23 protein-coding genes are annotated in these 25,376 nt (G+C 37.6%); 15 read left to right on the top strand and 8 right to left on the bottom strand.

The genetic code is table 11. The features are described 5' to 3' along the window. Nucleotides 1-785 precede the first annotated feature (785 nt). Nucleotides 786-944 (bottom strand): hypothetical protein, encoded by a 159-nt coding sequence (locus tag ACPDHL_RS13315; RefSeq protein ID WP_430533242.1) that lies wholly within the window; start codon nucleotides 942-944, stop codon nucleotides 786-788. 497 nt (nucleotides 945-1,441) lie between these two features. Here ACPDHL_RS13315 and ACPDHL_RS13320 point away from each other — a divergent pair, with 497 nt between their 5' ends. Further along, a complete protein-coding gene (locus tag ACPDHL_RS13320; RefSeq protein WP_430533243.1) occupies nucleotides 1,442-2,086 on the top strand; it encodes a lipocalin family protein in 645 nt (214 codons plus the stop codon). Between the two features lie 310 nt (nucleotides 2,087-2,396). Next, entirely contained in the window at nucleotides 2,397-2,741 is a 345-nt protein-coding gene (locus ACPDHL_RS13325; protein ID WP_430533244.1) for a hypothetical protein, read from the top strand. Nucleotides 2,742-2,860: 119 nt separating this feature from the next. Here ACPDHL_RS13325 and ACPDHL_RS13330 read toward each other — a convergent pair whose 3' ends face one another. Then, nucleotides 2,861-4,300 carry an FAD-dependent oxidoreductase gene (locus ACPDHL_RS13330; protein ID WP_430533245.1) on the bottom strand — a complete coding sequence of 480 codons (1,440 nt, stop codon included), beginning with the start codon at nucleotides 4,298-4,300 and terminating at the stop codon, nucleotides 2,861-2,863. A 347-nt stretch (nucleotides 4,301-4,647) separates the two neighbouring features. Between ACPDHL_RS13330 and ACPDHL_RS13335 the strand changes: the two genes are divergently transcribed. The 5 genes from ACPDHL_RS13335 (at nucleotide 4,648) to atpB (ending at nucleotide 8,359) form a co-directional block, all read left to right on the top strand. Further along, nucleotides 4,648-5,514, top strand: a complete 867-nt coding sequence (locus tag ACPDHL_RS13335) for a hypothetical protein (RefSeq protein ID WP_430533246.1) — start codon at nucleotides 4,648-4,650, stop codon at nucleotides 5,512-5,514. A gap of 224 nt (nucleotides 5,515-5,738) precedes the next feature. Further along, on the top strand, nucleotides 5,739-6,053 hold the full coding sequence (locus ACPDHL_RS13340; RefSeq protein ID WP_430533247.1) for a hypothetical protein: 315 nt from the start codon (nucleotides 5,739-5,741) through the stop codon (nucleotides 6,051-6,053). Between the two features lie 61 nt (nucleotides 6,054-6,114). Further along, nucleotides 6,115-6,624, top strand: coding sequence for a hypothetical protein (locus ACPDHL_RS13345; RefSeq protein WP_430533248.1), 510 nt, complete (start codon nucleotides 6,115-6,117; stop codon nucleotides 6,622-6,624). Nucleotides 6,625-6,788: 164 nt separating this feature from the next. Then, complete coding sequence (locus ACPDHL_RS13350; RefSeq protein WP_430533249.1) at nucleotides 6,789-7,115, top strand: DMT family transporter; 327 nt, start codon at nucleotides 6,789-6,791, stop codon at nucleotides 7,113-7,115. Between the two features lie 191 nt (nucleotides 7,116-7,306). After that, nucleotides 7,307-8,359 carry a F0F1 ATP synthase subunit A gene (gene atpB, locus ACPDHL_RS13355; RefSeq protein WP_430533250.1) on the top strand — a complete coding sequence of 351 codons (1,053 nt, stop codon included), beginning with the start codon at nucleotides 7,307-7,309 and terminating at the stop codon, nucleotides 8,357-8,359. A 130-nt stretch (nucleotides 8,360-8,489) separates the two neighbouring features. On the opposite strand, the gene ACPDHL_RS13360 is transcribed toward atpB, so the two are convergent. The 4 genes from ACPDHL_RS13360 to ACPDHL_RS13375 form a co-directional block, all read right to left on the bottom strand. Continuing rightward, entirely contained in the window at nucleotides 8,490-8,690 is a 201-nt protein-coding gene (locus ACPDHL_RS13360) for a hypothetical protein (protein ID WP_430533251.1), read from the bottom strand. A gap of 694 nt (nucleotides 8,691-9,384) precedes the next feature. Next, nucleotides 9,385-10,155, bottom strand: a complete 771-nt coding sequence (locus tag ACPDHL_RS13365) for an aminoglycoside adenylyltransferase family protein (RefSeq protein ID WP_430533252.1) — start codon at nucleotides 10,153-10,155, stop codon at nucleotides 9,385-9,387. Nucleotides 10,156-10,167: 12 nt separating this feature from the next. Next, nucleotides 10,168-10,353 carry a hypothetical protein gene (locus ACPDHL_RS13370; RefSeq protein ID WP_430533253.1) on the bottom strand — a complete coding sequence of 62 codons (186 nt, stop codon included), beginning with the start codon at nucleotides 10,351-10,353 and terminating at the stop codon, nucleotides 10,168-10,170. A gap of 417 nt (nucleotides 10,354-10,770) precedes the next feature. Continuing rightward, a complete protein-coding gene (locus ACPDHL_RS13375) occupies nucleotides 10,771-11,940 on the bottom strand; it encodes an immunity 26/phosphotriesterase HocA family protein (RefSeq protein WP_430533254.1) in 1,170 nt (389 codons plus the stop codon). A 528-nt stretch (nucleotides 11,941-12,468) separates the two neighbouring features. Between ACPDHL_RS13375 and ACPDHL_RS13380 the strand changes: the two genes are divergently transcribed. The 7 genes from ACPDHL_RS13380 (at nucleotide 12,469) to ACPDHL_RS13410 (ending at nucleotide 22,105) form a co-directional block, all read left to right on the top strand. Then, the gene (locus tag ACPDHL_RS13380) at nucleotides 12,469-13,287 is read left to right on the top strand and encodes an alpha/beta hydrolase (RefSeq protein WP_430533255.1); all 819 of its coding nucleotides are present in this window, start codon (nucleotides 12,469-12,471) and stop codon (nucleotides 13,285-13,287) included. Nucleotides 13,288-13,370: 83 nt separating this feature from the next. Then, nucleotides 13,371-14,096: a CPBP family intramembrane glutamic endopeptidase gene (locus ACPDHL_RS13385; RefSeq protein ID WP_430533256.1), complete on the top strand. Its 726-nt coding sequence runs from the start codon at nucleotides 13,371-13,373 to the stop codon at nucleotides 14,094-14,096. A 327-nt stretch (nucleotides 14,097-14,423) separates the two neighbouring features. Next, the gene (locus ACPDHL_RS13390) at nucleotides 14,424-14,969 is read left to right on the top strand and encodes an RNA polymerase sigma factor (protein WP_430533257.1); all 546 of its coding nucleotides are present in this window, start codon (nucleotides 14,424-14,426) and stop codon (nucleotides 14,967-14,969) included. A gap of 93 nt (nucleotides 14,970-15,062) precedes the next feature. Further along, nucleotides 15,063-15,965, top strand: a complete 903-nt coding sequence (locus ACPDHL_RS13395; RefSeq protein ID WP_430533258.1) for a FecR family protein — start codon at nucleotides 15,063-15,065, stop codon at nucleotides 15,963-15,965. Nucleotides 15,966-15,983: 18 nt separating this feature from the next. Further along, complete coding sequence (locus ACPDHL_RS13400; protein ID WP_430533259.1) at nucleotides 15,984-19,301, top strand: SusC/RagA family TonB-linked outer membrane protein; 3,318 nt, start codon at nucleotides 15,984-15,986, stop codon at nucleotides 19,299-19,301. 10 nt (nucleotides 19,302-19,311) lie between these two features. Further along, on the top strand, nucleotides 19,312-20,994 hold the full coding sequence (locus ACPDHL_RS13405) for a RagB/SusD family nutrient uptake outer membrane protein (RefSeq protein ID WP_430533260.1): 1,683 nt from the start codon (nucleotides 19,312-19,314) through the stop codon (nucleotides 20,992-20,994). A gap of 1 nt (nucleotide 20,995) precedes the next feature. Continuing rightward, nucleotides 20,996-22,105 (top strand): metallophosphoesterase, encoded by a 1,110-nt coding sequence (locus tag ACPDHL_RS13410; protein ID WP_430533261.1) that lies wholly within the window; start codon nucleotides 20,996-20,998, stop codon nucleotides 22,103-22,105. Between the two features lie 86 nt (nucleotides 22,106-22,191). Here ACPDHL_RS13410 and ACPDHL_RS13415 read toward each other — a convergent pair whose 3' ends face one another. Next, nucleotides 22,192-23,022 (bottom strand): hypothetical protein, encoded by an 831-nt coding sequence (locus tag ACPDHL_RS13415; RefSeq protein WP_430533262.1) that lies wholly within the window; start codon nucleotides 23,020-23,022, stop codon nucleotides 22,192-22,194. 297 nt (nucleotides 23,023-23,319) lie between these two features. Here ACPDHL_RS13415 and ACPDHL_RS13420 point away from each other — a divergent pair, with 297 nt between their 5' ends. Continuing rightward, nucleotides 23,320-24,576 carry a hypothetical protein gene (locus ACPDHL_RS13420; RefSeq protein WP_430533263.1) on the top strand — a complete coding sequence of 419 codons (1,257 nt, stop codon included), beginning with the start codon at nucleotides 23,320-23,322 and terminating at the stop codon, nucleotides 24,574-24,576. 140 nt (nucleotides 24,577-24,716) lie between these two features. Here ACPDHL_RS13420 and ACPDHL_RS13425 read toward each other — a convergent pair whose 3' ends face one another. Next, nucleotides 24,717-25,268, bottom strand: a complete 552-nt coding sequence (locus tag ACPDHL_RS13425) for a hypothetical protein (protein WP_430533264.1) — start codon at nucleotides 25,266-25,268, stop codon at nucleotides 24,717-24,719. Nucleotides 25,269-25,376: the final 108 nt, after the last annotated feature.

Raw genomic sequence — 25,376 nt, forward strand, 5'->3', positions numbered from 1 at the left:
TACCATAATTTTATTTTTTTAATATCCTAAATATATGACTTCTAACGGAAAAGCTACCGAAGGTTTAGTTCAACATCAGCTTGGCAAAATACGAGGTTTTTTTGGTTGGATTGAACGCTTTTGTTTTCTAATCCGCCAAAAGCTGTCCTATTTGTATTTTTCGTAAGTTTACTGGATATTCCGGTTTGTTTTTTGCCAGTGATTTCGGAGTACTTGTGCCGCCTATTTTGGTCAAACTGTGCCAGTGATTTCGTTTTCTCACCATTCACCATTCACCATTCACCACTCACCATTCACCACTCACAGGTAGATAGTAAAGGGTTTGTAAGGGGCAACATTGGTAAAAAGGCCTAAAACCCTTGCTGGTACTAACTATCCCCTTACAAACCCTTTACATGGTCTTTATTTTGTTTGTTCAGTAAGTTGAAAATCAATTATTTATAATTATTCAATTTGGAAAAGAAAGGAAAAAAATACTTTTTTTATCCCATAAGTGGAAGAGAACGGAAGGGGGGATTGTCCTTGTTTTTTTCCTTTTTTAGTTTTGTAAGTAGTAAGTGGTAAGTGGTAAGTGGTAAGTGGTAAGTGGTAAGTAGTAAGTGGTAAGTAGTAAGTGGTGAAGGCTAAGTGGTCAATGGTAAGTGGTAAGTGGTGAGATCGAGTTACCTAAATTAGAACAGTCTAACGAACCGCGCAACGAACAACGAACAACGAACAACGAACAACGAGCAACGAACAACGAACAACGAGCAATGAGCAAACTATACCGCACTCCCATTCACGCATTACGGATGTAGTCGATCCAGATTTCTTCTAATAGCTAATAATAATGGAGTATAATTTCCAAATTTATCAGGCGATAGAATAAACGAGCTTTTATCCGCTAAAACAAATTCACTTAGATGAAACCCATCGCTTATTTGCCCAGCTTTTCCTTGTAGCACATTTTGTGTTGGTTGATTCTTACAATTTCGGGATACGTAATAATTTTTGTCCTCAGGCCTAAGAAACATTGAATTTCTATACTATTATCGCTTACCATTATTTTGGTAATTTTTAAATAATCATAGGTTCCAAGAAGTACAAAAAGAAGAATAACACCAATAAAAAATTGCGCTGTTTTTTCTTTGTATGCATCGTAGTCGCCATTGCAGAATTTGAGGCATATTGCTATGACCCGTTGTCATCATCTTCCTAATTCTCAGGAATACACCCATATATTAAGGATATTGTACGTTTTTTAAAGGACTGGTTTACTATAAATCGCAAGCACCGTCTTTTACAAGTTTTTAAAACCAATTCTATTGTATTTAGTGTTAATTTAGTAAAATAAAATGGCTTTGTCTAAATGAGGGTTTAAGTTGAAGTGTATTGTTTCAATTGATCGTCAGTTTAAAAAGCACAGAAGCAGTTACAAAACATTAAAACAAACCAATACAGTATGAAAAATTTTAACTTATGGATGCTATCCTTTATCCTCCTTTTTTTTACCTCTTGTGGATCGCATTTAATCACGGTAAACAATGAAAAACAAATTGATAAACGATTAGTAGGTACCTGGGGAGGATCTGAAAAAGATGAACAAATGGAAGGGTTGGAAAAACAATGGGAGATGCAAAGAAAGGCGGATGGTACCTTTGTTTTAGATTTTAGCTACAAACTAGATGGAAATGCAAATAATGGAATAGAAAAAGGGAACTGGTGGGTTGAAAATGGTAAGTTTTATGAGTTTCATGAATACTCTGGACAAACGGATGTATATCAATATGAGGTGCTGGACAAAAATCGAATCAAGTTCTCAGCTGAGAAAATCAGTGTAGACATGGCTACTGAAAATTATACTTTTATTGATACTAGAAAAAAGACAAACGTACAAGAAGGTTCATCTTTTGATACGGCGATCAAAGTGAATAGTGTAAGTGAAGAATATAGCTATATCGAAGCAAACTGTACGGATTGTAAATTTAGAAGTCAATCTTTAGCTGAACACAAAGGAAAAATGTTTGATGTAATACAAGTGGAAAAAGCAGATGGATCAACTAGCGTGTATTATTTTGATATAAACTCTTTTTTCGGTAAATTTTAAAATCAGTTGATTATATAAATAAAAAGGTAGAATGACGATATAGGTGTTCTACTTTTTTATTTTTAATGTACTGCATACTAGTTGATTAGTTAGCTAATCGGATAAATTAGCACAGGGAATAGTAAAAAACTTATATAGATGTCTGCTACATCGAGTATCTTAGTCTAATTGATAATCGTATTCGCATGGAGCGGATAAGCCCGAACGGGCTGCAACAACGGAAGAAGATTTGAATAGAGGAGATGGAGGTCATTGTAGAAAGAGACAAATGATAAGCCCCATAATCCAGCAAAATTTAAAAATAAAAACGATGTCCAAAATAGCAATTACACTAACTGAAACAGCGATAGATAGCTCGTCCTTATTTAAAATAAAAAGTCTTACTAAGGTATCTTTAGGTGAACTAAAGGATAAAATAGAAAATAAAGAACCCTTATATACCGGAGTACTCTTTTATAACGATCACGAGGATATGGCCATGTTGTTAAAAAAGATCATTCATCTACTGGATGAAATTCAGCTCTCGTATTCAATTTTTGAGGTAGAGGAAGAAGCAACCGTATGGGATGAAAATCAACAGATTACCAAGGATACCTTGTTTCGCATTTTAGATTGTCACGAGGATGAAATACAAAGACAGCAAGGGATCCGTTAATCATTTTAGACAGCAATGAATCTGTACTTCACTTCATACCAAATGGATATAACAGTTTAGGAAATCCTCTTAACACTGTGGTTAGTGTGTTGCGTTTATCCAGTAGCAATTTTACTTGACTAAGCTTCCTCTTTGGATTTTGCGATAGAACCCCTAGGTTGATCGCATTCCTCTAAAACCAAGGCCGAGTGAAGCAACTGAGCAGCTTGAGCAGAGCCTTTCACTTTTGTAGCACTTCGCGCAAACATAGCAGTTTCAAAAGGAGCTAATACAGCCGTTCTTAAGCCACGTTCTCTCCAAGGAGTTTTACATCCTTTGGTAATCATACGAGCGAGGAGTAGGGCATCTAATAAGGCTTGATTGGCCCCTTGCCCTTTAAACGGACTCATGGGGTGAGCCGCATCACCCAATAGGGTAATGGCGTGTTGTTCCTTCCAATTTTCAGAGGTTAGTAACTCTCGGTCATAGACAGGATAACCCGAAACTTGATCGGGTAAAGTGGCTTGCACAATCTGAGGGATCGGATCATGCCAGGGCGTTCTTTTACAGGCTTCGGCATGAAGTGCGTCACAACCTAATCGCGAGAGTGCAATTGCTTCTTCTTCTCCAATCGGAAAACTAAGTTGCCACATAATTGTATCAGTTGTATACGGCATCATATAGATGCGTTCTTCCCCATTAGCGGTTTGGAAGACCGTTGTTGAATCTAATAAAGGACTGGTTGTCAGGTCTTTTACTGCAGCTAAAGGACAAATGCCTAAAATGACCATGCAATCCAAATAGTGTAGGGGAGTAGGTTCCTCTCCCATACTCAATCGACGAACGGCACTGCGAATCCCATCCGCACCTACCACAAGATTGGCTTTCTCTTTTTTAAGAGCTCCATGAACCTGAAACGTCAATTCAATTTCGTCTGTGGTGATGGGGGTATAATCGAGCAGTTGGTGTCCCCATTGTATTTTTGTATCATCTCCCAATTGATTGAATAGCGCTAGGCGAAGCGATTGACGGGCAATGTGAATATTGCTCTTTTTGGGGGATTTGTTTGGGTCTAGCGGTTGCCATTTACGCAATCCCCAGCTACCCAGCACTTTTCCATCCGTATGGTGAACCACGTGTTTGGTGGAGACCACTTGTTCTTCTAGCGTTACAATACCAAAGTCCTTCATGACCTTACTTGCTTGTTGCAAGGTAAGACCATACCCTTGGGAACGGGCCCTTGCGTTTTCATCGCGTTCAAACAAGGTAAAGGGAATGCCACGGTGTAAACAAGCTACCGCTAAGGCCATACCGCCAATACCACCACCAATGATAGCAACATGGGGATAGTTTAGATTGGGAGTTGGAGAAAAAGAAGCAGGAACAATACCCGATCCGCTACATGTAGAACAAGTATAAAGATGGGAGGTCGAATGTCCTTCCACTTGTACTAGAGGAGTAGGGATTTGTTGGCTTGACTTCGCTTTTTTTCGAGGTCCTTTGTTTTTCTTTCCAAGTCCATGACAGCTTAAACAGACAGTCCACTGGGTGAGTTCTCTTTCTTCTTGTTCTTTCTTCATTCTGTTGCGATCGCGTTCAATCACCCAAACGAAGAAAATAAACAGTTAAACGATTGGGAGTTAATCGAAGCGACAAAGTTACAATAAACGAAGAGTAAATACTTAGGTTGAAAAGAGAAATACAATAGAAATTTAATAAAATAGTCGCTATCCTATGAAGCAATGCGACGATGAGAAGGTGGGACTGAAGGAGCATAAATAAGGAGTAACCCCCTTTATCCCAAATTTTTTATTAGAATCTTTTTTTGTTAAAAATGTTAATTATATTTGTGACGGATTTTACGAAACGAAACATTATTTTGGTTTGTAACCTTCTTATACATTAACCGAAATAACCAAAAACGATAATGAAAACTACAAGTTCAATTCTATTCCTATTCCTGTGTTTCCAATTTTCATTTTCTCAGAAACTACTGACTTCTTGGAGTCAACAAAATATAGAAAACTATACAAAAGAAATGTATGATGAAGCTCAAAACCTTTCCTCAGCTGAATTGGTGGAGAAAAATGTAAACGATGAATATTGGAGTGAGGTTTTTTTAACATTGAATGCGTCCCTTAATCATCATGCAAAGGACATTGATTTTCTTCATGCTTTAACTGAACAAATCACAGATAAAACCCAAACAAACCTCAAAGGAAGCAGTCGTTTGATTATTTGGGACAGAATATCGAGTGGTGATCTTACTTTTGAAGGAAAAGGAATCGTATTTGAAAATGATTTGTTTACTGTTGCAGGAAGGGCCAATCAATTATTACAAAGTTTGACAAATAAGAATTTTGGATTTATCACAATTGAAACCAGTCAAGAAGAACTTGAAAGTATAAAGAATAAATGGCAAGCGCATTTAGCAGGAAAGCCTGTGGATGAGTTTCAACCTGTAAAATTTCAGAATTCCAAAATTCCCGAAATTAGTTCTTTAGCTGCAATCAAAGCTTTAGTCATTTCTTTACAAGAGAATCCGATTAAAAATCAACTAACCAAAAAGTGTTTACATGATCTTTACAATTTAGAGGAGCTTCCTAAAGAAAAAGGATCTTCCGCAAGTTATTGTAATCCTGATACCTATACGTACGCTTATCTCGGAATGGTATTTGGCCATAAAAAAGCAGATGACGATAAAAACGCAACATGGTGGTTAAATTTCTGGAATGAAAATCAAAATAAGCTCATCTGGAATTCTTCAGCAGGCATTTACGAAATCAAAAAATAACGGTTGCAATTAACGCCTTGACAAAATGGGAAGTGAAGTAATAGATTGAAAACACAGCTGTCTTGACCCGCCTCAGCTTTTCATTGCGAAGCATTTACTCTATTTCTAAGCGACTCAATTAAAGAAACACAATGCCATCCTTCTTGTTATTTTATTCTTTTTTTTTCATTTGGATACCCACATTCATCTACCCTCCATTGCATAGGGTTTTGCGAAAAAAGGAGGTGTATACAATTGCGTTGGTATTGGCACTAATTCCCATTGTACTGTCGGCTCTCTTGTTGTTTCAAGGTACCTTAACACCGCTAGAAAAAACGCATACGCTAATCTCTTTTAGCCCGCTGACTTTCTTGCTGTTGTATAAAAAAATAAATGAACGAAGCATTAAAAAATACAATCGTCCTCTTTACCTTGTTTCGAAGTATGGCCAAGATAGGGAAACAAAAGAATCAACTTGGATGGAAGGACTCTTCCAATTTCTCCTCGTTTTTATTCCTTTCTTTTGGGGGATTATTGGCTCCTGGATTTTTGAAAGATAAAAGATGCATACGATGCGTTTGCTCTTGTATTAATTACTAACCCTTACGATAATCAATTTTTATGAAAAAATACCTGACTTTATTATTCCTCAGTGTGATGCTAGGAGTCGGATTGGTGAGTTGTGAAGGAGATGATCCTATAACTTACCGTTATACCTTAGAAAATCAAAGCGGTGTATCTATTACACTAAAACCTTTTTTTTACGATGATACAGGTAGAACTATACCACGTAAAGAGATTATTTTACGTAATGAACAAAAAATCGAAAAGAAAGAAAAAATGTATGCTCCTTCCCTAGATTATAATTTTGTTGACTTTTTTGAAACAAGAGAAGAGGGGAGAATCAATAAATTGGAAGTTGTATATGATAACAAGAAGAAAAAGGTCTTTTTGTTACAACGTGGTTCAGAGAAAGGAAAAGGTAGGTGCGAAACTGAATTTGGAGTAGAAGTACCTTGTGATTCAAGAAATATATTAAATATCAATATTTATCGTAATGTGACAGAGCATTACATCTTTACAGCTGAAGATTACCAACAAGCAGAAGATTGTAAGGGAGATTGTGAGTAGAAGCAAAACGAATGATGGAGCGAGTTCGCTCTTAGGGAATATTCGTCTATTTCATTCGTATTTAGATAAAAAACCTCGGCTGATGTCGAGGTTTTTTTTATCCTAAGATAAATTCAAATTTTATTCCTCCTAGTACATTTACAGCAACAAAAAAGAGAAATAGTATGAATTGGATTATTTTAATTATTGCAGGTTTATTTGAAGTAGGGTACACTTTTTGTTTAGGTAAAGCAAAAGTTGAAACAGGTAGTAACGCTATCGCTTGGTATATCGGTTTTACCATATCCATGATTATCAGTATGCTTCTTTTGATTAAAGCTACACAAACACTACCCTTGGGAACGGCTTATGCCATCTGGACGGGTATTGGCGCTGTGGGAACTGTGCTTGTGGGCATCATTATATTCAAAGACCCTATGTCGTTTTGGAGAATCTTTTTTATCACCACGTTAATCGGATCGATTCTCGGATTGAAAGTTGTGGCGAGTTAAGATTGAACCAAAAAAGAAGTAGAAAAAACACCAATAGCAACGATTGGTGTTTTTTGTTTTTGGGATTTTTATTATTTATCATAGGTTAACTAATCTCCCTGCTTTGTTCAATAGGTTTGCACCGGATTTGAAACCGTTAGCGCTTGTATTCAACCAAAAGCTCAAGTACAATAACCTAATTATGTGATTGAATGAAATATTTTAAATGCTTACTCGTCTTTTTACTTTCTTTTTCTTCGCTATTAGCCTTTTCAAAGGAGGAAAATAGCAGTAGTAAAAGTGAAAAAATAAAGGAAACAATTGAACACCACCTGTTGGATGATTACTACTTTACCCTATTTAAGGATGAAAGCGAAGCCAAAACCTATGGGTTTCCCCTTCCTATTATCTTGTTAGACGATGGCGTACAGCTATTTTCTTCTGCGGCATTCATCAACGGAAATCAAATAGCCAAAAATGGAAATAATTACTATGTTTTAGATCATAATAAAATATACAAAGCCAATGCAAAGGGAGAGAAAATAAGCAAGGATGGACAATTCATTAAGCCTTGGGACTTCTCGATTACGAAGAGTGTTGTTGGATTAGTTTTTATTGCGCTATTGCTATTTGTGGTTTTTATAGGAATGGCGAAAAGCTACCGCAAAGACCACAATCAAGTACCTAAGGGCATGGGGCGATTATTGGAGCCCTTGATACTCTATGTAAGAGATGAAATTGCCAAACCAAACATCGGATCCCAATACAAGGTATTCATGCCCTTTTTATTATCGGTGTTCTTCCTTATTTGGTTGCTCAATATCTTGGGATTAACGCCTTTTGGTTTTAACGTTACAGGAAATATCAGTGTTACTTTTTGTTTGGCGCTTTTCACCTTAGTGATTGTAAATTGGAAGGGAAATAAATCCTATTGGCAGCATATTTTTTGGATGCCGGGTGTGCCGTATCCCGTGCGATTAATCTTGATGCCCATAGAAGTGCTGGGTATTTTTACCAAGGGACTCTCCCTTATGATTAGGTTGTATGCCAATAATATGGCTGGTCATACGGTCATTATGGGGTTAATTGCCATTATATTTCTCTTAAACGAAGAATTTACAGTAGGAGGAAGTATTAGTATTTCGTTGCTGTTGACCTTGTTTATTTATGTCATCAAAATACTAGCCGCCTTTTTACAAGCCTATATTTTTACGATTTTATCTGCTTTATTTATTGGTCAAGCCGTGGAACAACAGAAGCACTAAGGGGGTGTTTTTCGTTCTAGTGCTATACAAATAAACAATATCCAAAGCGTCTTGCGATTAGGGGTGATTCTACCTCAACTACAAACTCAACGCCTTTTCGTAGCAATAAGCAATTAAAAAATAAAGCAAATTAGCTGCATTCAGGGCAAATACCCGAAATGGTAAAATTGACATTTTTGATTTTGTAGTTTTTAGGTAAAGTAAAAGACGGTTCTACTTCGGTTAAACAGCTGGTATTTTGACAGCGTTCACAGGTAAAGTGAATGTGGTTGTGCTCATGTTGATCTAAAGTACATTGCTGGCAAATGGCGTATTTGATAACTCCTTCCACTGTGGCTATTTTGTGAATGTCCCCTTCTTCCGTTAAGCGATCTAGTACGCGATAGTACTGTTTCAGATGCTTTATAATTGAGTAGAGGAAACCGAAATACCTATATTACAAAATGCACATAGAAAGGGGGAAAGTGTTAATTATTGGGCAGAGAGGATGAATTATTTTTGTCAACATACATAAGGAATGGGGAGACTAAGCCGAAACAGTGAATAAGTTCGAGCGAAATACCTGATTTTAAAACGACAAAAAGCATACTGGCTTTTACTTCAATAAGGTCAGGTGCGTAATACAATAAAAGAGAACGAGATAAAGTGAAGCGTACAAGTTAATTTTTAACTTTGTTTTTTATCGTAATTATACTGAAATACAATCGAATACTATGAGAAAAGTTGTTTTATATATTGCCATGAGCCTAGATTGCGTTGTCGTGAATTAATGTCTCAATTAGCACAAGAAAATGAAAGCGCTATGGTCGAAGTAGAAAATGAGGTGTTTGTTACATTAGGATCTCTTCTGCCTTATGATTGGAAAAAGGGAATGAACAGAAAATGGTAAAAGGGTTGTCCCATCTTACGCTTTGTTATACAAACGTTTTAGTCAAAAAATCTGCATCCAAATTGTGTGCTAAAAAAAGGAACTGTAGAACGTGATCCCATTCCTACTAGTATACCAGGAGTTTTAGGGCTTGATTTCATTTTTTTGACTTTATTAAGTTACGGATAAAAGTAGCAAACTGGTGTAAGACAACTGCATCGGTATCTAATGAATCCTTATTTTTTCCCAAATAACTAGCTTTCGCCTTGATAAGCAAAGGCTTGAAAACATCAGGCGTAAGAGGAAGCATCGCATCTACCGCTTGGTCTTTTGAAATGATTTCACCCGTTTGAATCGAGTAATACATTCTACACAGCGTAAGGATCACATTGGTTTCATCCTCTTCGATCTCTTTTAGTACATGAGGTAACGAAGCTAGAATAGCGTCCTTAAACATCGAATCCGAAATAACAGGAATTACCTTTTCAGCCTCTTTTCCATAGAGGGTAAGACTATTTTGCCTTACTTTTCGCAGTAAAATCGCAAGATCCTCATCTTTTACTACATTGGGAATATAGCCTTTTACATAGTCATCTCTTAACCATTCTCCATACTGAAATTCCCGATAGACTGGAAAGGTTAACTGACTTAACTCTGCTTGATTTACCAGGGTGATTTCCAAATATCGCTTTCCTTGTTTATTGTCAATTTCTCCTGATAAAACGAGTAAGTGCGCGATAAGGTTTTTTTTACTTTCAAGCGTTAATGCTCGATTGACTACAACCAAAAAATCAAGATCACTTTTGGGTTGTAGTCCTCCTAGAACAGAAGAACCATAGAGGTAAATTCCTTCTACCGCATGCCCTAAAGTCTCGATGAGCATGGCTGTTGTTTGGGTAACTTGAAGAGGGAACGTTTGTTCATTCATTTTTTGGATCTATTAATGGGGTAATAAGGGATCTTCTGTCTCATAATCAAATAAATGATAGGGATAAGCCGCGAGTTGAGGGAAGTTTTTTTCCCAATTTGAACTGGTAAAACGCGATAACCATTGGATATACGTTTTACTATCTTCTTCATATCTTCCTAGTTCTAAACCACCGAGAAGGACAATTTTATTACGCATCCGTTTATAATTTTGACAAGTATAGTTAAGATTTATGAATCAAAAAAGCAAGCATACGTTACTTCTTGTTTCGGATGATAGCCAGGTAAAAATAAGAAGAAAGAGTTGAACAAGTCGTTCAACTACTGTTTATTATATGAAAGCCAATTGGCAGCCCTAGACGTCCATACTTTTGATTGGTAATCTCTCCAGTTTTCGTTCTTATGCCAACGTAGTACGAGTAGAATGCGTCCATTGTGACTCTATTGAAAAAGGGCTTTTTAATAGAGTCACAATGGACTTACTACCTGTGAAACAGGTCTCATACTGCTATAATTGCCCCCTTGTTTTTTATAAACGTGAATTTTAGCGGTATTTCGACGCAGCCATGGGGCAAGGTTTTCAAGTTTATTTAATTTACTGTTTTTTGTGCGTTAGTCATTCGTTTGCTGCTAGGTGCAAATTTTCGGTATATGTTTGATCTGCATCTAAGCCAAAAGCCTTGAATATGTCTCGCTTTATAGCCAGGTTGGCTGGGTTTCTCAGGTCAAACTGGGTATCGTATTTTGCGGTTTCACTCTGCCAATACGGAAGATTTGATTGGGCCTTGATACAGTCTTCAAGACTAGCAGTATCCAAACCAAAGCCCGAGCTCTCCTTGCGATACGGATTTTCCTCATAACCCAAATAGAGGCTGTCATCCTCATGTAGGAGGTAGCGATCAAACACTTCGATATCTAAGGTGCGAAACAACATCCCATATTGAAGGTAAACGATTCGCGGCGAGTCACTGCTGATGCTTTTACTATAGGAAATCAGCATATCATATTCTTGTGTTTGCAAGGGAAGATGACCAATTAAGGGATTTTGCCCGTAGTAAAAATGGTTGTCCATGATGATTTGAGACGGCAGTGCAGGTGTTTGAGCAAGTGCGTGTAAATCTAGGGTTGGTGTATCGCTTATTTTGTGGTATACCTTGACTAGAAGGCATTTTCCCATGAGATTCGTTAGTCCAAAGTGTTCGTCTCGCTTTATTTTATTGGTTTTAATCTGCTTTTGAACATCGAGGAGGATACGTCCAAATCCCCATTGCTTTCTTCCTATCTTGAAAGCAAAAAAGTCACCCTCAGCATACTTACAGTGCTGTCGATGCGCTTGACTAAATTGCCTAATCGCCTCTAACTCTTGAGGGGTGGTATCTGCGATCCATTGCTCTAACCACAGTGGCAGGTCTTCTAGCTTTTGATTAGGTAACTGTTCGCTATAAAAGGAGGTCTGTGTGGTATAATTGGACAGCGTTAGGTACTCGTTCCAAAAGGAAAAATAAGCACCAATCCCTTTAAAGGATTGAGAGGCCGTAAAATTGAGCTTTTTGCTCTTGCCTTTGGACGTTTTAGGTAAGAGAATGCTTCGATTCTCTGCTGTTTTTTCATGGAGACTGCGTTCGGTATAGCCTTGTTCGCCCACGCTAATTTCTTTGCGTATAATATCCCCATCAAAATAATAGTATTTGTCAAACAAGGAAACGCGTTCCCAATGGGCTTCAACTGGTTCAAGCCCTAAATAGGCACGTTGTTCATTTGAAAGTTCAAACGTTGGTGTATTCATTCTTTTTCGTACTGATTTTTATTTTATTGCATTTTTCGTAAAAATAAGAACAAAAAAGAACGTAGTCAATGATTAATCAAGAACATTTTTAGTCGCATAGCAGCAATAAATAGCAGTCAACTAAGGTAAGTAATTTTGAGGGTTATGCGAATCTTCACACAGACAAAGGAACGAATATAGCGACAATCACTTGGGTCAAGTCAGGCAAGTACGACAACGTATTAGATCGTAGGAGGACTTGACTTTGGATCGAGACAAAAGAAGGTAAGAAAGAGGGGCTATCTATTGCAATAGAATCAGATAGGCGTAGATCAACCGGAATTTTAATCTTCTCATCAATTTAACGTTGATTTTAGGGATTCTCTTAAAAATATCGAACAAAAAACTAAAATTCAGTCCTATACGTGTAAAAGCAAAGCCTAAATTTTATACATTTAAAACGAGTAAAACGTACAGTCAGAACTACATTCGTTCTTTTGGTTCGATTTACTGATGTCAATCCTTGTCTAACGAATTAAACGAACGAAGATGAAAGCAAAAATTGCGATTATAGGCTGCCTAGTAGGCGTGATCTCACTAGTAAGTTGTGCTACTAAACCTGAGAATAAGGATGTTATTCCAGTACATGATACGTTTAAACTGCAATCAAATCAACTAAAAGAGGAACGGGTGATCAACGTATGGACGCCTGATGGCTATAGCAGTGGTCTGGATTCTTTACCTGTGATTTACATGGCTGATGGTGGAGTGGCAGAAGATTTTCTCCATATAGCCAATACGTTGGACGAGCTGATCAAGGCGCAAAAAATTCCGGCTGTTATTTTAGTGGGGATAGAAAACACCCAAAGAAGAAGAGATTTAACGGGCTTTACTACGGTGGCAAAAGACAAAGAAATTGCACCTGTGGTTGGTGGTTCAGCTGCTTTTCGAGCATTTATTAAAGAAGAATTATTTAAGGAAATAGAGCAACGATATCGTACAAAAGGAGAAAAAACGATCTTAGGAGAATCTGCCGCAGGTTTATTTGTGATGGAAACCTTCTTTTTAGAACCTGAATTATTTTCGAATTATATTGCCTTTGATCCTTCTTTATGGTGGAATGATCACTTTCTCGTGAGAACGGCAAATGAAAACCTAGAAAAGACGAAAACAACGAACAGAAAGCTTTGGTTTGCTGGATCGAATGCCACAGATATTTTTCCACATACACAGGAGTTAGCGTCTATTTTAACCGCAAATAATGCTGCTGCTTTGAAATGGACCTATTCCGATGAACCCAATGAACAGCATACGACAATTTTTAGAGCAACTAAACAAAAAGCCCTACTTTGGACCTTGAATAAGTAGACAGCTGTAGGCTGTTTTTATCCAATAGATAGAAAAAAATAAGAGATAATCGATAAGATACCTATAGGCAATTGAAATGAACCATGACTGAAGTTTTACTTGAAGCAATTTTACAAGTTATACTCTTAATGCCCTTTGCTTTTTTACTGTTAAAAAGTAAGGCTACACGACACATTCAACGGCTTTTACTAGTTGTGTTCATTTTTGTGGTGTATCAGGTGGTTCTTGCTTTGCCAACCATACAGGCAGACTTTACTTTCATAGCAAGCAGTTGGAATTGGGAAGGTAAATTATATGGAATTAGTTGGGGAATCATTTCTTATTTTCTGTTTCGAAACTATTTTAAAACTACTGATTTTTTTACGTTAAAACAGAGTAAAGCATATCTTAAACCTGCTTTACTCGCTGCAATAGGAATAGTTTTACTATCAATAACCGCTGGGTTTGTATTTGATAAAGTAGCATGTAATATAGAAGCACTAGCTTTTCAATTCACCCTTCCAGGTCTTGATGAAGAAATGATGTTTCGCGGAATTTTACTTGGGCTTTTAGCCTCGTCGTTAAAAGAAAAAATCCCTTATTTAGGGAATCCCAGTATCGCATTAACCGCCATTCTTTTTGGATTTACACACGCTTTAACGCTAAACAAAGCTGATGGTGTGAATTTTGATACGCTTTATTTTGTACAAACCTGTTTTCAAGGCTATGTTTGGGGGTGGATTACCCTAAAAAGCCGCAGTATTCTGCTCCCAATTCTATCGCATAATTGCAGTAATTTTTTTGGCATGTTAGCAACAATGATCGGGTAGTAGGAAGAATAAAGTATCTTTTCTTTGGTAGGCTGTCTGCGAATGCTTGGCCTTTATGCAGAAGCGCATTAGATATAGTGTATTTATATCAAGCATCTTCCTATGTTCTGAGTCATCCTTAACGTATTGGTAATATGATAAGGATATTCGTTAACTTTTACTTGATCAAATGAAAAGAGAAGGATAGCTGTATGTTGGATTTAATGTGTTGGTTGCTACTGTTTTATGCTTTTTAATTGTGTTGTGATGAAACTTAATAATTTAGTAAAAGCACGGGCTAATCTCTGGTTGAATGGAATAAATACTTTTATGCTCAAAAACGAGCCTATGTCTAAGCGTAATGATTACCTTGTCGATCAAATCTATTCGGAACTTTGGAAACCTCTTTATTCCTATGCGTATGCTCTTACAAAAGATAGCCAACAATCCGAAGATATCATTCAAGAACTATTTATTGATGTATGGAAGAGGTTGGATCATCTCGATGTCCAAAATATAAAATCGTATTTGTATGCCGCTGCTAAGTACAAGAGTTTTGAGTATATGCGAAAACGTCCATTTACAACTAATGAATTGGAATTTGCATACGAGGCTTTGCAAGAGAGCGACTTAATGACAGAAGAAGAACAACAACTTTTTAAAGCATATTTGTTGGATCAAATCAAACAAAAGGCAGCTGAACTCTTACCTGATAAGTGTTATCAAGCCTTTCAACTGCGCTTTTATGCAGAACAGTCTTATGCCGAAATTGCTCAAGCAATGAATATATCTGAACATACGGTCAAAAATCACATTTCCAAAGCTTTGCAAACCTTGCGTACGCATTTGCCGTATGCTGTTGAACTTATTTTTCTTCTTGTCCATCTTTGTTAAGTAATTGTTAGCTATATTATCCTTGTGTAAAGTTTGTGAAAGTGACTAGTACAGGTACCGTTTTTCGACACTCTATAGAAAACAGCCTGTTTTATGGACAAAAAAATAAGAGATATTTTACAGCGTTTTGCCCAAGGTAAGACAACAGCACAGGAAAATGCTTTTCTAGATCGTTGGGTGGATAAGATGCAAATGCACACCCAAAAGACTGCACAAAAGGACGCGCAAGAATCATTGAAAAATCTCGACCAAGCGGAGTTGAGAATAAAATTGAAGATACAGCAGTGCAAACGCCAATACCAACGCAGGCGTACTCTAGGTAAGATTGCTACCTTTTGCGCAGTAATTGCCCTTCCTCTAGCATTTTTTATTTGGAATCCTTTTCAATCCCAAACCGCTTTGACGTATCGTGCGGATCGCGATATGAAGGTGCTTTTAGCAGATCATTCTACTGTTACCCTTTACAAGGGAAGTTCGCTTGTCGTTGCAGCAGATTTTAATCAGGAGAATCGCCAGGTGATACTGAAGGGGAAAGCTGCATTTTCAGTAACTAAAAATCCTAAGCTTGCCTTTATCGTTCAGACTAAAAATATACAAACAACAGTTTTGGGGACGAATTTTGTAGTGGATGATTCCGATAACACCTATAAAGTAAAAGTAAATCACGGGAAGGTAGCCGTTTTAGAACGGGAGCATACCAAACTTTTTGTACTACAAGCCCAAGACAGTATCGTGTGGAAAAACCACCAACAAATGGTCAATACACTAGATCAAACACAAGCCTATTTTAACTTTAAAGGAAAAGAACTACAAGAGGTTATCGCAGAACTGGAAACCTATTACCAAATACAGATCCTCCTAAAAGACCAAACCAAGGCCCATCGTATCATACAAGGAAACTATCCTAAAAAAGAGCTTTATTCGATTCTACACAGTATTGCGTTTCTCCATAATCTATCGATAAACAAGCAAAATCAAACTCTAATTATTCAATAGTAAACGACAAACAACACAATGAACAATTTATTTAACATCAGGAAACACAAGCTATTCTTGCTTGTGATTCTTCTTCTTGCAACAACAGGGTGGGCACAAAAGCACTCGCTCAAAGAAGTAGAGGTCCAATTTTCTAGTAAAGAAGTGACCTTAGCACAAATTAGTGCTGCTATTGAGAAACAAACAGCGTTCAATGTTTATCTCGATCAAGCCATTAATACTCATAATAAGGTTAGCTTACCTACGCAAATCATTGATTTACAGACGGTATTGAATACCTTGGGAAGTACATGGGGGATTGAATATCAGCTAAATGATCAATTTATTTCCCTAAAGCAAAGTAAATCGAAGACAAAATTAATCACAGTAAAAGGTGTAATTGTTGGAGATGATGGATTGAGCCTGCCTGGTGCAACGGTCGTCAACTTACATTCGAAACAAGCTGGAATGTCTGATTTAGATGGGGCTTTTAGCATAGAAGCACAAGAAGGCGATCTACTAGAATTTTCTTTTATGGGCTACCAACCTACAGAACAAAAGGCAATGTCCACCATGCATGTCAAATTGAGCGAACAAGCTTCTGCTTTGGATGAGATTGTCGTTATTGGCTATGGAACAGTGAAGAAAAAGGATATAACGGGGTCTGTCGGGCAGGTGAGTGGAGAGCGAATAGAAGCGCGTAATACAACGCAGCTGTCGCAAGCTTTACAAGGTCAGCTATCAGGGGTTACTGTTACGCGAAACAGCAATAAAACAGGAACAGGCGCTACGATTCGCGTGAGAGGAGTTACTACAATTGGCGATAGTAATCCACTGATTATTGTCGATGGGGTAGCGCAAGATAATATCGATGAGGTTAACACCAATGATATTGCAGAAATTTCGGTGTTAAAGGATGCAGCTGCTGCCTCAATTTACGGGGCTAGAGCCGCTGCAGGTGTTATTTTAATCACAACAAAAAGAGCAAAAAAAGGCGAGTTTCAATTTAGTTATAAGGCAGATTATGGGATAGATAAACCTACGGCTATGCCTAAACCCGTGGATTATCAACGCTATATGGAAATGATCAACGAGATGTCATGGAATGATGCAGGAAATCCAACAGATGGACAACACAGTATCTATAGCCAAGAAGCCATTCAAACGTGGAAACAAAACAATGCCCTTGATCCGGATCAATTTCCTATTACAGATTGGCAAGATCTATTACTTAGGAAAGCCGCTTATCAGCAACGACATGCATTCTCCATGTCAGGTGGAGGAGAACGAACCAAGTCGCGCTTGAGTATCACCTATGATAATAATGAGGCCATGTACGCCGTCGAAAATTTTAAGCGCATTATGATGCGATTAAATAATAGTGTGGAAATTAATTCCTTTTTATCGGGGGATGTTGATTTTTCGTATAATACGACCAATCAAACTTCGCCAACTAATAACCCTGTTTGGGAGGCAATGCGTTATGCACCGGTATATGCCGCAACTTGGCAAGATGGTAGAATAGCAGAAGGAAAATCGGGATCGAATGCCTATGCAAGTTTACATTATGGGGGTGAAAATAAACATACGTCGGATAAAGCTTATGGTCGTTTCGCCTTAAATATCACACCTCTTGATGATCTAAAAATTACGTTGGTGGTTGCTCCTCAACTGTACTTTAATCGAAGAAAGAATTTTTCCAAACAAATTCCCTACTACGATGCACAAGATCCCACGCGTTTTGGCGGTTATATCAATGGCCATTCAAGTACGCAGCTGGTTGAAAATAGAAATGAAGGAAAGCAGTTGACCAAACAAGTGTTGATTAACTACAATAAAACGTATAATGATCACAGTGTTAATGTATTGGCTGGATACGAAGACAACTATAATGCTGTAGAAAATTTAGGTGCTTCCGCTACTAATATGGAATTGGACAATTTCCCTTACTTGGATTTAGCACCTGTGGATTATATGACAAATTCAGGGAATAAGTACGAAACAGCCTATCGTTCGTTTTTTGGACGATTGATATACAACTACAAGGATAAATACCACATACAAGCCAATATTCGAAAAGATGGTTCATCGCGTTTTCACTCCAAGTACCGATGGGGAACTTTTCCCTCCGTATCAGTGGGATGGACGGTTTCTAATGAGGATTTTATGCAAGGGCAAAACGTATTTAGCAATCTGAAATTACGAGGTTCATGGGGTACATTGGGTAATGAACGCATCGGAAATTACCCTTACCAATCATCTATTGGGTTTTCGAACACCTTATTCTATCAAGATGGGCAAATTTTATCCTCTTTAACTGCTGCTCAGATTCAATATGCTATTGAAAATATTACTTGGGAAACAACAACTTCAACTGATTTTGGTGTGGATATGTATTTTTTAAACAACCGCTTGGGGATTACTGCAGATTATTATAAAAAGAAGACCAAAGACATGTTGTTAGAGTTGGAAATTCCCGCTTTTATGGGATTTGAAAACCCGAATCAAAATGCAGGGGAGATGCACACCGAAGGTTGGGATTTAGATGTTACTTGGCGAGATCATATCAAAGATTTTAAATACAGCGTTGGATTGAATGTATCGGATTCAAAAACGATGATGGGGAATCTAAATGGGCGTATTGTGATTGGCAATAATCAGATTATTAGAGAAGGAACGCCTTATAATGCTTGGTATGGATATGTTGCAGAGGGATTGTTTCAGTCACAAGAGGAAATTGAAAATAGTGCCTTATTGAGTACAACGACAAAGCCAGGTGATGTAAAATACAAGGATATTAGTGGCCCTGACGGGGTAGCTGATGGCAAAATATCGGCCGATTATGATCGAGTACCCTTAGGAAATTCCCTACCGCGTTTTACTTATGGTGGGACACTTCAAATGGAATACAAAGGCATTGAATTGGGAATAGCTTTTCAAGGAGTTGGGAAAAGACAAAGCCTATTGACAGAAGAACAAATGAGACCTTTCCAATCCTCTTGGACAAGTCCAATGCAAGAAATTGATGGGAGATATTGGAGTCCATATAATACAGAAAGTCAAAATCTAGCTGCAAAATACCCAAGATTATCACATGCAAGTGCTGAAAATAATAACTATAAAACCTCAACCCTATGGCTGGTAAATGGTGCATATTTCAGAATTAAAAATATCACCCTCGCCTATAATTTTCCCAAAGAAGTAATCAAGCCGATTCTACTTGATCGACTACGCGTATACCTATCGCTAAATGACTTTTTTACCGTGAGTAATTTTCCGAAAGGATTTGATCCAGAAACACTATACAATTCTTATATCACAAAGTCCATCAACTTTGGTGTATCTGTTAATTTTTAAACGACAACACATGAAAAAAATATATTTACTATTCGTTTTATTGGGGCTGACTAGTTGTGCTGATCTAGAGTTAAACCCACCTGCTAATGCTTCTACAGAAAATTGGTATAGCGACAAAAAAGAGTACGAAATTTCTATTGCCGATTTTTATAGGGAATATTTATGGGATTTGGATGTAAACTGGACGTCAGAACGCATGAGCGATAACTGGTCTCAACGCCAAGTGATGAATAGTTATGCCTCTGCAGGAATAAACAGTGAATGGGGAGTATCAACCGATTTTTGGCACAATACGTACAAAGGGATTTCTAGAGCGAATACCATTCTGGTTAATCTAAAAAACAACAAAGGGAATTTAAGTGACCTAGATAAAAAACAGTTCGAAGCAGAAGCCAGAGCATTTCGAGCTATCTTTTATGGACGTTTGGTTTTTTACTACGGGGACATACCTTTTTACACAGATAAATTAACCATTGAAGAGGCCTTTTCTATGGGACGTACGGATAAAAAAGTCGTTTTAGATCAGGTATATCAAGATTTTGATTTTGCTTTAGCGCATTTACCTGAAGTGTATAAAGGGACGAGTACCGCTCGATTGACAAAAGGAGCCGTATATGCATTTAAAGCTAGAACAGCATTAAATCTATTGGATTATAGAACAGCAAAAGAAGCAAGTGAAGCCTGTATTAAGTTAGGGGTATATGAACTACAGGAGGATTATGCGACTTATTTCTTGTCAAAAACAAAAAATTCCAAAGAAACCATATTTGGTATCCCGCGATTGGCTACGTTAAATTCTACGTTAAACGTGAAAAATTTTGTCACGCGAAATGCAGGTGGGGCTAATGTCGCTCAGCCTTCGTGGGATCTGTTTGCTTCTTACTTGTGTATTGATGGAAAAACAATTGATGAGTCACCTTTGTTTAATTCAAAAGAACCATTTAAAAACAGAGATCCCCGTTTATTGGCAACTATAGCGGAATTTGATCAACCATTTTTAGGTTATATCTACAATCCTCGTCCAGATGCAACCAAAGTATTGAATACAACAACAGGACAACAGGTCAAAAACAAGGATACAAGAAGTGTAGATACTTATGCTTCTTATAATGGATTATCTCTTAAAAAAGGAGTGGATGAAGATTGGATTGATGATTATTTGATGGAAAGTGATATCGTTATTATGCGCTATGCTGATGTATTATTAATGTTAGCGGAGGCCAAGATTGAACTGGGTGAGTTAGATCAACAAGTGGTAGAGTCTATGAATAAAGTTAGAGCCAGAGGATATCACAATAGTGGAATCACAGCACCAGCAGTAGCCTTGGGATCACAAGAAGAGATGCGTCGACTTTTGCGCTTAGAGCGAAGAGTAGAGTTGGCATGGGAGAATAGGCGAATCGAAGATTTAATTCGATGGAAATTGGCGGAAAAGGCCTTAAATAGACCGAATTATGGTTTGTTAGATCCTAAACCACTACAAAGCCAAGTAGTAGATCAACAGCTTTGGTTTTGGTCTGATACACCTACTATTGATGCTGATGGACTACCTGTTTTTGATCGTTTATTAGCTAGGGGAACCATCAAAGTATTGGCTTCACGTGCCTTTGATAGTCAGAAGCAGTATTTATGGCCAATTCCTTCGAAAGAAGTTATTATCAATGCGAATATCAAGCAAAATCCAGGGTATTAAGATGAAAAGAAAATATAGTAGAATTGGAGTATTGAGCTTTTTTTTCTCAACCTTATCTCTACAAGCACAGCAATATGAGGCTACTGTCCAATTAGACCACGCGAAGTCGTGGTCATTGGTCTTGGTACCTGATGTGCAAAACTATGTAAAATACTATCAGAATCAGCCAATTTTGGATGTGATGAATCAATGGATTAGTGCCCATGTAGAGAAACTAAATATCAAAATGGTCTTATGCGTAGGTGACTTGGTCGAACAAGATCAGGTGATCCTTCCTGGACATGATGGCGATGTCCCTTCCAAAGAGCAATGGGAATTTGTTTCGCGTTCGTTTGGTCTACTCAATCATAAAGTGCCCTATATTCTCGCAACAGGAAATCATGACTATACGATTGATCAACAAGGAAATAGAACTTCTCAGTATGATGATTATTTTAGCATAGAGCAAAATGTATTGAACCGAAAACACATCGTACAATATGGATGGGATGCAACGAATAAACCCACATTGAGCAATGCAGTATATGAGTTTACTGACTTGCATGGACAAGACTTTTTAGTGCTTAATGTAGAATATGCACCAAGTGATCAAACAGTAGCTTGGGCTAATACAATTTTGAGTTTTGAGGAGTATAAAAATCACAAGGTGATTTTACTGACGCATGCCTATCTCAATCGGACAAACGAACGCCTCGATGGTGAAAATAAATGGGTGATTTTTGAGCCCTATATCAAAGAAAAAAAACAGCTTAAATCAAGTCGTATTGTTTTGCCTGACTCTAACAATGGGGAGCAACTTTGGGAAAAATTAGTTTATCCCAATCAACAGATCGCCTTAGTTCTAGCGGGACATATTTCAGGTACGGGTTATCGATCAGATCAAAATAAAGCTGGTCGAACAGTACATCAAATGTTGTTTGATATGCAATCGGAAGGTGGTGGACATGATGGCAATGGAGGAGATGGTTTAGTTCGAATTTTGGAGTTTTATCCCGATGGAAAGACAGTCAAAGTAAAAACGTTTTCGCCTTTGTTTGCTTTGTCGCCTAAAACGGCTTCACTTGCGTATAAAAAGGAGCAGGATCACGAGTATGTCTTCCATTTGGATTGATAAAACCTGTAGATGTAAAAAAAAGCCAGTGTATTATGCATTGGCTTTTTGTAGTAAAAGCAATAAAAAGGGAATTTGATCCAAGATTACCTATTGAAGAACGCTTTTACTGTTAAGTAAAACCCTCTAAGTACAGAACCTGTATAGGCTGTATCCTCTTTGGTTTGGGATTTGCGTGTTCCGCGAACCTCAAAGACATCCGTTGTGGAGGTAATGGTCGCATCAAAAGTGTTTTCATCTACAAAGGTCGCTTCTATCAAAAAGGGCTCTGCATGATGAAAGGAGGAACAAATAAATCCTGTGGACGTCATGATACCATCAAATCCCTGAATACCTCCAGCTCCATAGGCCTTACCAATAATCGTGTGGTCTTTTCGGTAGAGATCAAAAGTTTGTACGCGATCCATCGTATACCGCAGAAGTTCATTGGGATCGCTCAGATCTTTTAAAGTTCCAAAATCAAGTTGCCACGTACCAGTAGGTACAATGGGTGTAGGGGTAGCAACAGGAGCAAAGGGGGACGTTTGTTGCTCCACTTTTTGGGCGACAAATTTTGCACGCGCTACCTGTGTTCCAACGCCATCGAAATAGCTTCCTGATATCGTATTATCCACTCGTATTCCCTTAAATTCACTGTGTAATCCAGCCTTAAATTGAACAGAATCTGCTTCTTCATGCCAATAGCTCCAATGCGCTAGTTCAGAACCACTAAATAAGCGTACTTGGCGTACTCCCGTTTTTCCCTCAACACCAAATAGCAAAGGAATTTGCACCCCGTTTTCTACAAGAAAGTGGCCTTGCCACACTTCATAGCCATATTGTCCAGCATCGCGGGATTCTAATTCGTAATTTTTTGTACAAGACAGAAAAAGAAAAGGGAAACTCATCAATATAAGGAGTGAAACTGATTTTTGCATAATGGAAATACAATCATTTTGAGCGAGCCTAAAAGTATATCGCTAGGCGCTGTTTACGCGTACCTAAAAATACGAAAAACTATCTTGCCAAACAATACACAATTGGTGAGAGACAAGCTGGAGTTTTGGAACATTAAAATTAAACCTGTAAAAAATAGCGTAGCTGTGGATAGGGGGGGAGATTCCATATACAATTAGCTACTTTCAACTAAATTGCCTACATTCACAGCAATACAGCAACCGCTATCTTGAAAAATACAAGGTGTAAGTAGTTGAAAAAAATACCAAAACTAGACCATGAAAAAGAATATTACCTATGTATTGTTAGTGCTTTCTTCCCTAACGTTTGCTCAAAACAAAGTTGAATACTTAGCGTCTAACCGATTTGATCTCAACCAAAAAGATTTCGAATTCCCACAGTCTGAGTTCGGCATTATTGGTTTTGGCGCCTATCACGGCAGTGAAAAAACGGAAGAGGTGGAAATGGACCTTTTAAGATCCATTGTTAAAACAAATAAGACACCCTACTACCTGCCTGAAACAGACTTTAGTCTCGCCTATTTTTTTAATGCATTTCTAAAATCGGGCGATACAGTTTTATTAAAAGACCTTGTTACCGAATACGGAGAACGTGTCCCTCAAGAACGAACCATTCAGGTGTTTGACAAGTGGAAAGCCCTGAAGCAAATGAATGACGAGTTGCCGATAGATAAAAAAATCAACGTAGTGGGTATCGATTTTCAAGTGAGTTATAAATATGCTGCTAAGCATCTGCTTGAACTGATAAAAGCACCCCATCATCAGCTCGAATACTTGAATCGCATTGAGGAAATGGTAAAGCTAGATACGACCTCCTATGCCATGAGAGAAACGAGCTATGCCTTTAGGACGTTACAAGATTTTGTATTTGATTATGAGAAAGATAAAACGAAGTATAAAAAATATATCAGCCATACATTTGATTTCGAGCATCTAATTAAAAACTTGAAGTATTCTTTTGTAGAAGATAGTGAAAGAGAACAAGTAATTTATGACAATTATGTTGATTTGCATGAGAAATACGATTTCCGTGCGAATTCTACTTTTGTGCGAATGGGGTTTTTCCATCTTGAAAAATCAAGAGAAGGAGAAGAGGGATATCCTTCTTTTTTTACGCGATTGATTGAAAATGATATCTACCCCAAAGACAAGGTGATTTCAATTATTGGGTATTTAACGGATAGCGAGGTAGTATGGGATGAAGAATACGACGATAATGATGAATATACAGGCTATACCATAGAAGGCGGTATGGGGATTGGCGATTGCGAAAACGAGTATTTTAGAGGAATACAGCACTTAAAAGATGCTAAAATTTCCGATAAAACTCTTTTTCGACTCAACCAGAAAAATTCACCCTATGCTGCTAAAGAACCCGATTTAATCGAAATCATAATGACAGCGGAAGAAGTCAATGGTGAGCGGGTAAAAGATACAGCAACCCTAGATTACTTGGATTATGCCGTATTACTATCCAATTCTAAGGCAAGTGTACCAATTTTTGAAAAAAAATAACAGGAGGAAAGAAAGGGGGATTGGCGATGTAATGTGACGAAGCCTTCCTTTTTCATTAGAAAAGCAATACAAAAAAAGCGCTATAGAATATACAGCGCTTTTTTTGTATTGTTAAACAGGTGTTGTTTCGTATTTACCTACTAGTTCAACTTCCAATTATAACCTACAGTTACGGCGATTGGAATTAATTCATTATCCATTGAGATGTAGGGATCATCTTTAACCATATCGTAGTTGTCCATAAACTTTTTCGAGCGGATAGGAACAAAAAGTCCAGTACTGATTTTGTTTCCTTTTTGCCCTACATAAATGTCTAGATTTACACCAAAGGTTACGCCATAAGATACCATATCATATTCAGAGGCACCATCTACTTTAAGAACGCCATTGTAACCATAAAATGCTATAGGATTAACCGATAAGCGCTCAGTTGCTCGTATTTTATAGGAAGCTCCTATATTCCATCCCGCTTCTTTTAAATTGTAGCCTAAACCAGCGAAAATACCAATGTTTTTAACTGGTAGGTATTCAATTTTAGCTCCAAATCCGCCGTAATCGAGTCCGAATCCAACTCCCATATAGACTTGATTGAAGTCATTCTTCTTCTCAGGCGTCGTTTCTTGTGCAAAAGCAGTGAAAGTAGAAAGCATCAATAGACAACCAAGGCCTAGTTTTTTTAATACAGTGTTCATGTTAGTAATGTTAATATTTGCAGTGTTTTTTGTGTTCTAATTCGAAATTTTCATTGGCTGACCTATGCGCTAGGTAGAGCCTAATTACAACTGCAATAATACTGATTT

Origin of the sequence: Myroides sp. C15-4 (assembly GCF_050522745.1) — a bacterium.
Classification (GTDB): Bacteria; Bacteroidota; Bacteroidia; order Flavobacteriales; family Flavobacteriaceae; genus Flavobacterium.

What these genes read in the sequence shown, in the direction of transcription:
- ACPDHL_RS13370 (WP_430533253.1), bottom strand. Translation starts at nt 10,353, where the DNA reads ATGCGTAATAAAATTGTCCTTCTCGGTGGTTTAGAACTAGGAAGATAT.
- ACPDHL_RS13320 (WP_430533243.1), top strand. Translation starts at nt 1,442, where the DNA reads ATGAAAAATTTTAACTTATGGATGCTATCCTTTATCCTCCTTTTTTTT.
- ACPDHL_RS13420 (WP_430533263.1), top strand. Translation starts at nt 23,320, where the DNA reads ATGAAAAAGAATATTACCTATGTATTGTTAGTGCTTTCTTCCCTAACG.
- ACPDHL_RS13390 (WP_430533257.1), top strand. Translation starts at nt 14,424, where the DNA reads ATGTCTAAGCGTAATGATTACCTTGTCGATCAAATCTATTCGGAACTT.
- ACPDHL_RS13335 (WP_430533246.1), top strand. Translation starts at nt 4,648, where the DNA reads ATGAAAACTACAAGTTCAATTCTATTCCTATTCCTGTGTTTCCAATTT.
- ACPDHL_RS13415 (WP_430533262.1), bottom strand. Translation starts at nt 23,022, where the DNA reads ATGCAAAAATCAGTTTCACTCCTTATATTGATGAGTTTCCCTTTTCTT.
- ACPDHL_RS13410 (WP_430533261.1), top strand. Translation starts at nt 20,996, where the DNA reads ATGAAAAGAAAATATAGTAGAATTGGAGTATTGAGCTTTTTTTTCTCA.
- ACPDHL_RS13325 (WP_430533244.1), top strand. Translation starts at nt 2,397, where the DNA reads ATGTCCAAAATAGCAATTACACTAACTGAAACAGCGATAGATAGCTCG.
- ACPDHL_RS13350 (WP_430533249.1), top strand. Translation starts at nt 6,789, where the DNA reads ATGAATTGGATTATTTTAATTATTGCAGGTTTATTTGAAGTAGGGTAC.
- ACPDHL_RS13425 (WP_430533264.1), bottom strand. Translation starts at nt 25,268, where the DNA reads ATGAACACTGTATTAAAAAAACTAGGCCTTGGTTGTCTATTGATGCTT.
- ACPDHL_RS13330 (WP_430533245.1), bottom strand. Translation starts at nt 4,300, where the DNA reads ATGAAGAAAGAACAAGAAGAAAGAGAACTCACCCAGTGGACTGTCTGT.
- ACPDHL_RS13365 (WP_430533252.1), bottom strand. Translation starts at nt 10,155, where the DNA reads ATGAATGAACAAACGTTCCCTCTTCAAGTTACCCAAACAACAGCCATG.
- ACPDHL_RS13385 (WP_430533256.1), top strand. Translation starts at nt 13,371, where the DNA reads ATGACTGAAGTTTTACTTGAAGCAATTTTACAAGTTATACTCTTAATG.
- atpB (WP_430533250.1), top strand. Translation starts at nt 7,307, where the DNA reads ATGAAATATTTTAAATGCTTACTCGTCTTTTTACTTTCTTTTTCTTCG.
- ACPDHL_RS13395 (WP_430533258.1), top strand. Translation starts at nt 15,063, where the DNA reads ATGGACAAAAAAATAAGAGATATTTTACAGCGTTTTGCCCAAGGTAAG.
- ACPDHL_RS13405 (WP_430533260.1), top strand. Translation starts at nt 19,312, where the DNA reads ATGAAAAAAATATATTTACTATTCGTTTTATTGGGGCTGACTAGTTGT.
- ACPDHL_RS13400 (WP_430533259.1), top strand. Translation starts at nt 15,984, where the DNA reads ATGAACAATTTATTTAACATCAGGAAACACAAGCTATTCTTGCTTGTG.
- ACPDHL_RS13380 (WP_430533255.1), top strand. Translation starts at nt 12,469, where the DNA reads ATGAAAGCAAAAATTGCGATTATAGGCTGCCTAGTAGGCGTGATCTCA.
- ACPDHL_RS13375 (WP_430533254.1), bottom strand. Translation starts at nt 11,940, where the DNA reads ATGAATACACCAACGTTTGAACTTTCAAATGAACAACGTGCCTATTTA.
- ACPDHL_RS13345 (WP_430533248.1), top strand. Translation starts at nt 6,115, where the DNA reads ATGAAAAAATACCTGACTTTATTATTCCTCAGTGTGATGCTAGGAGTC.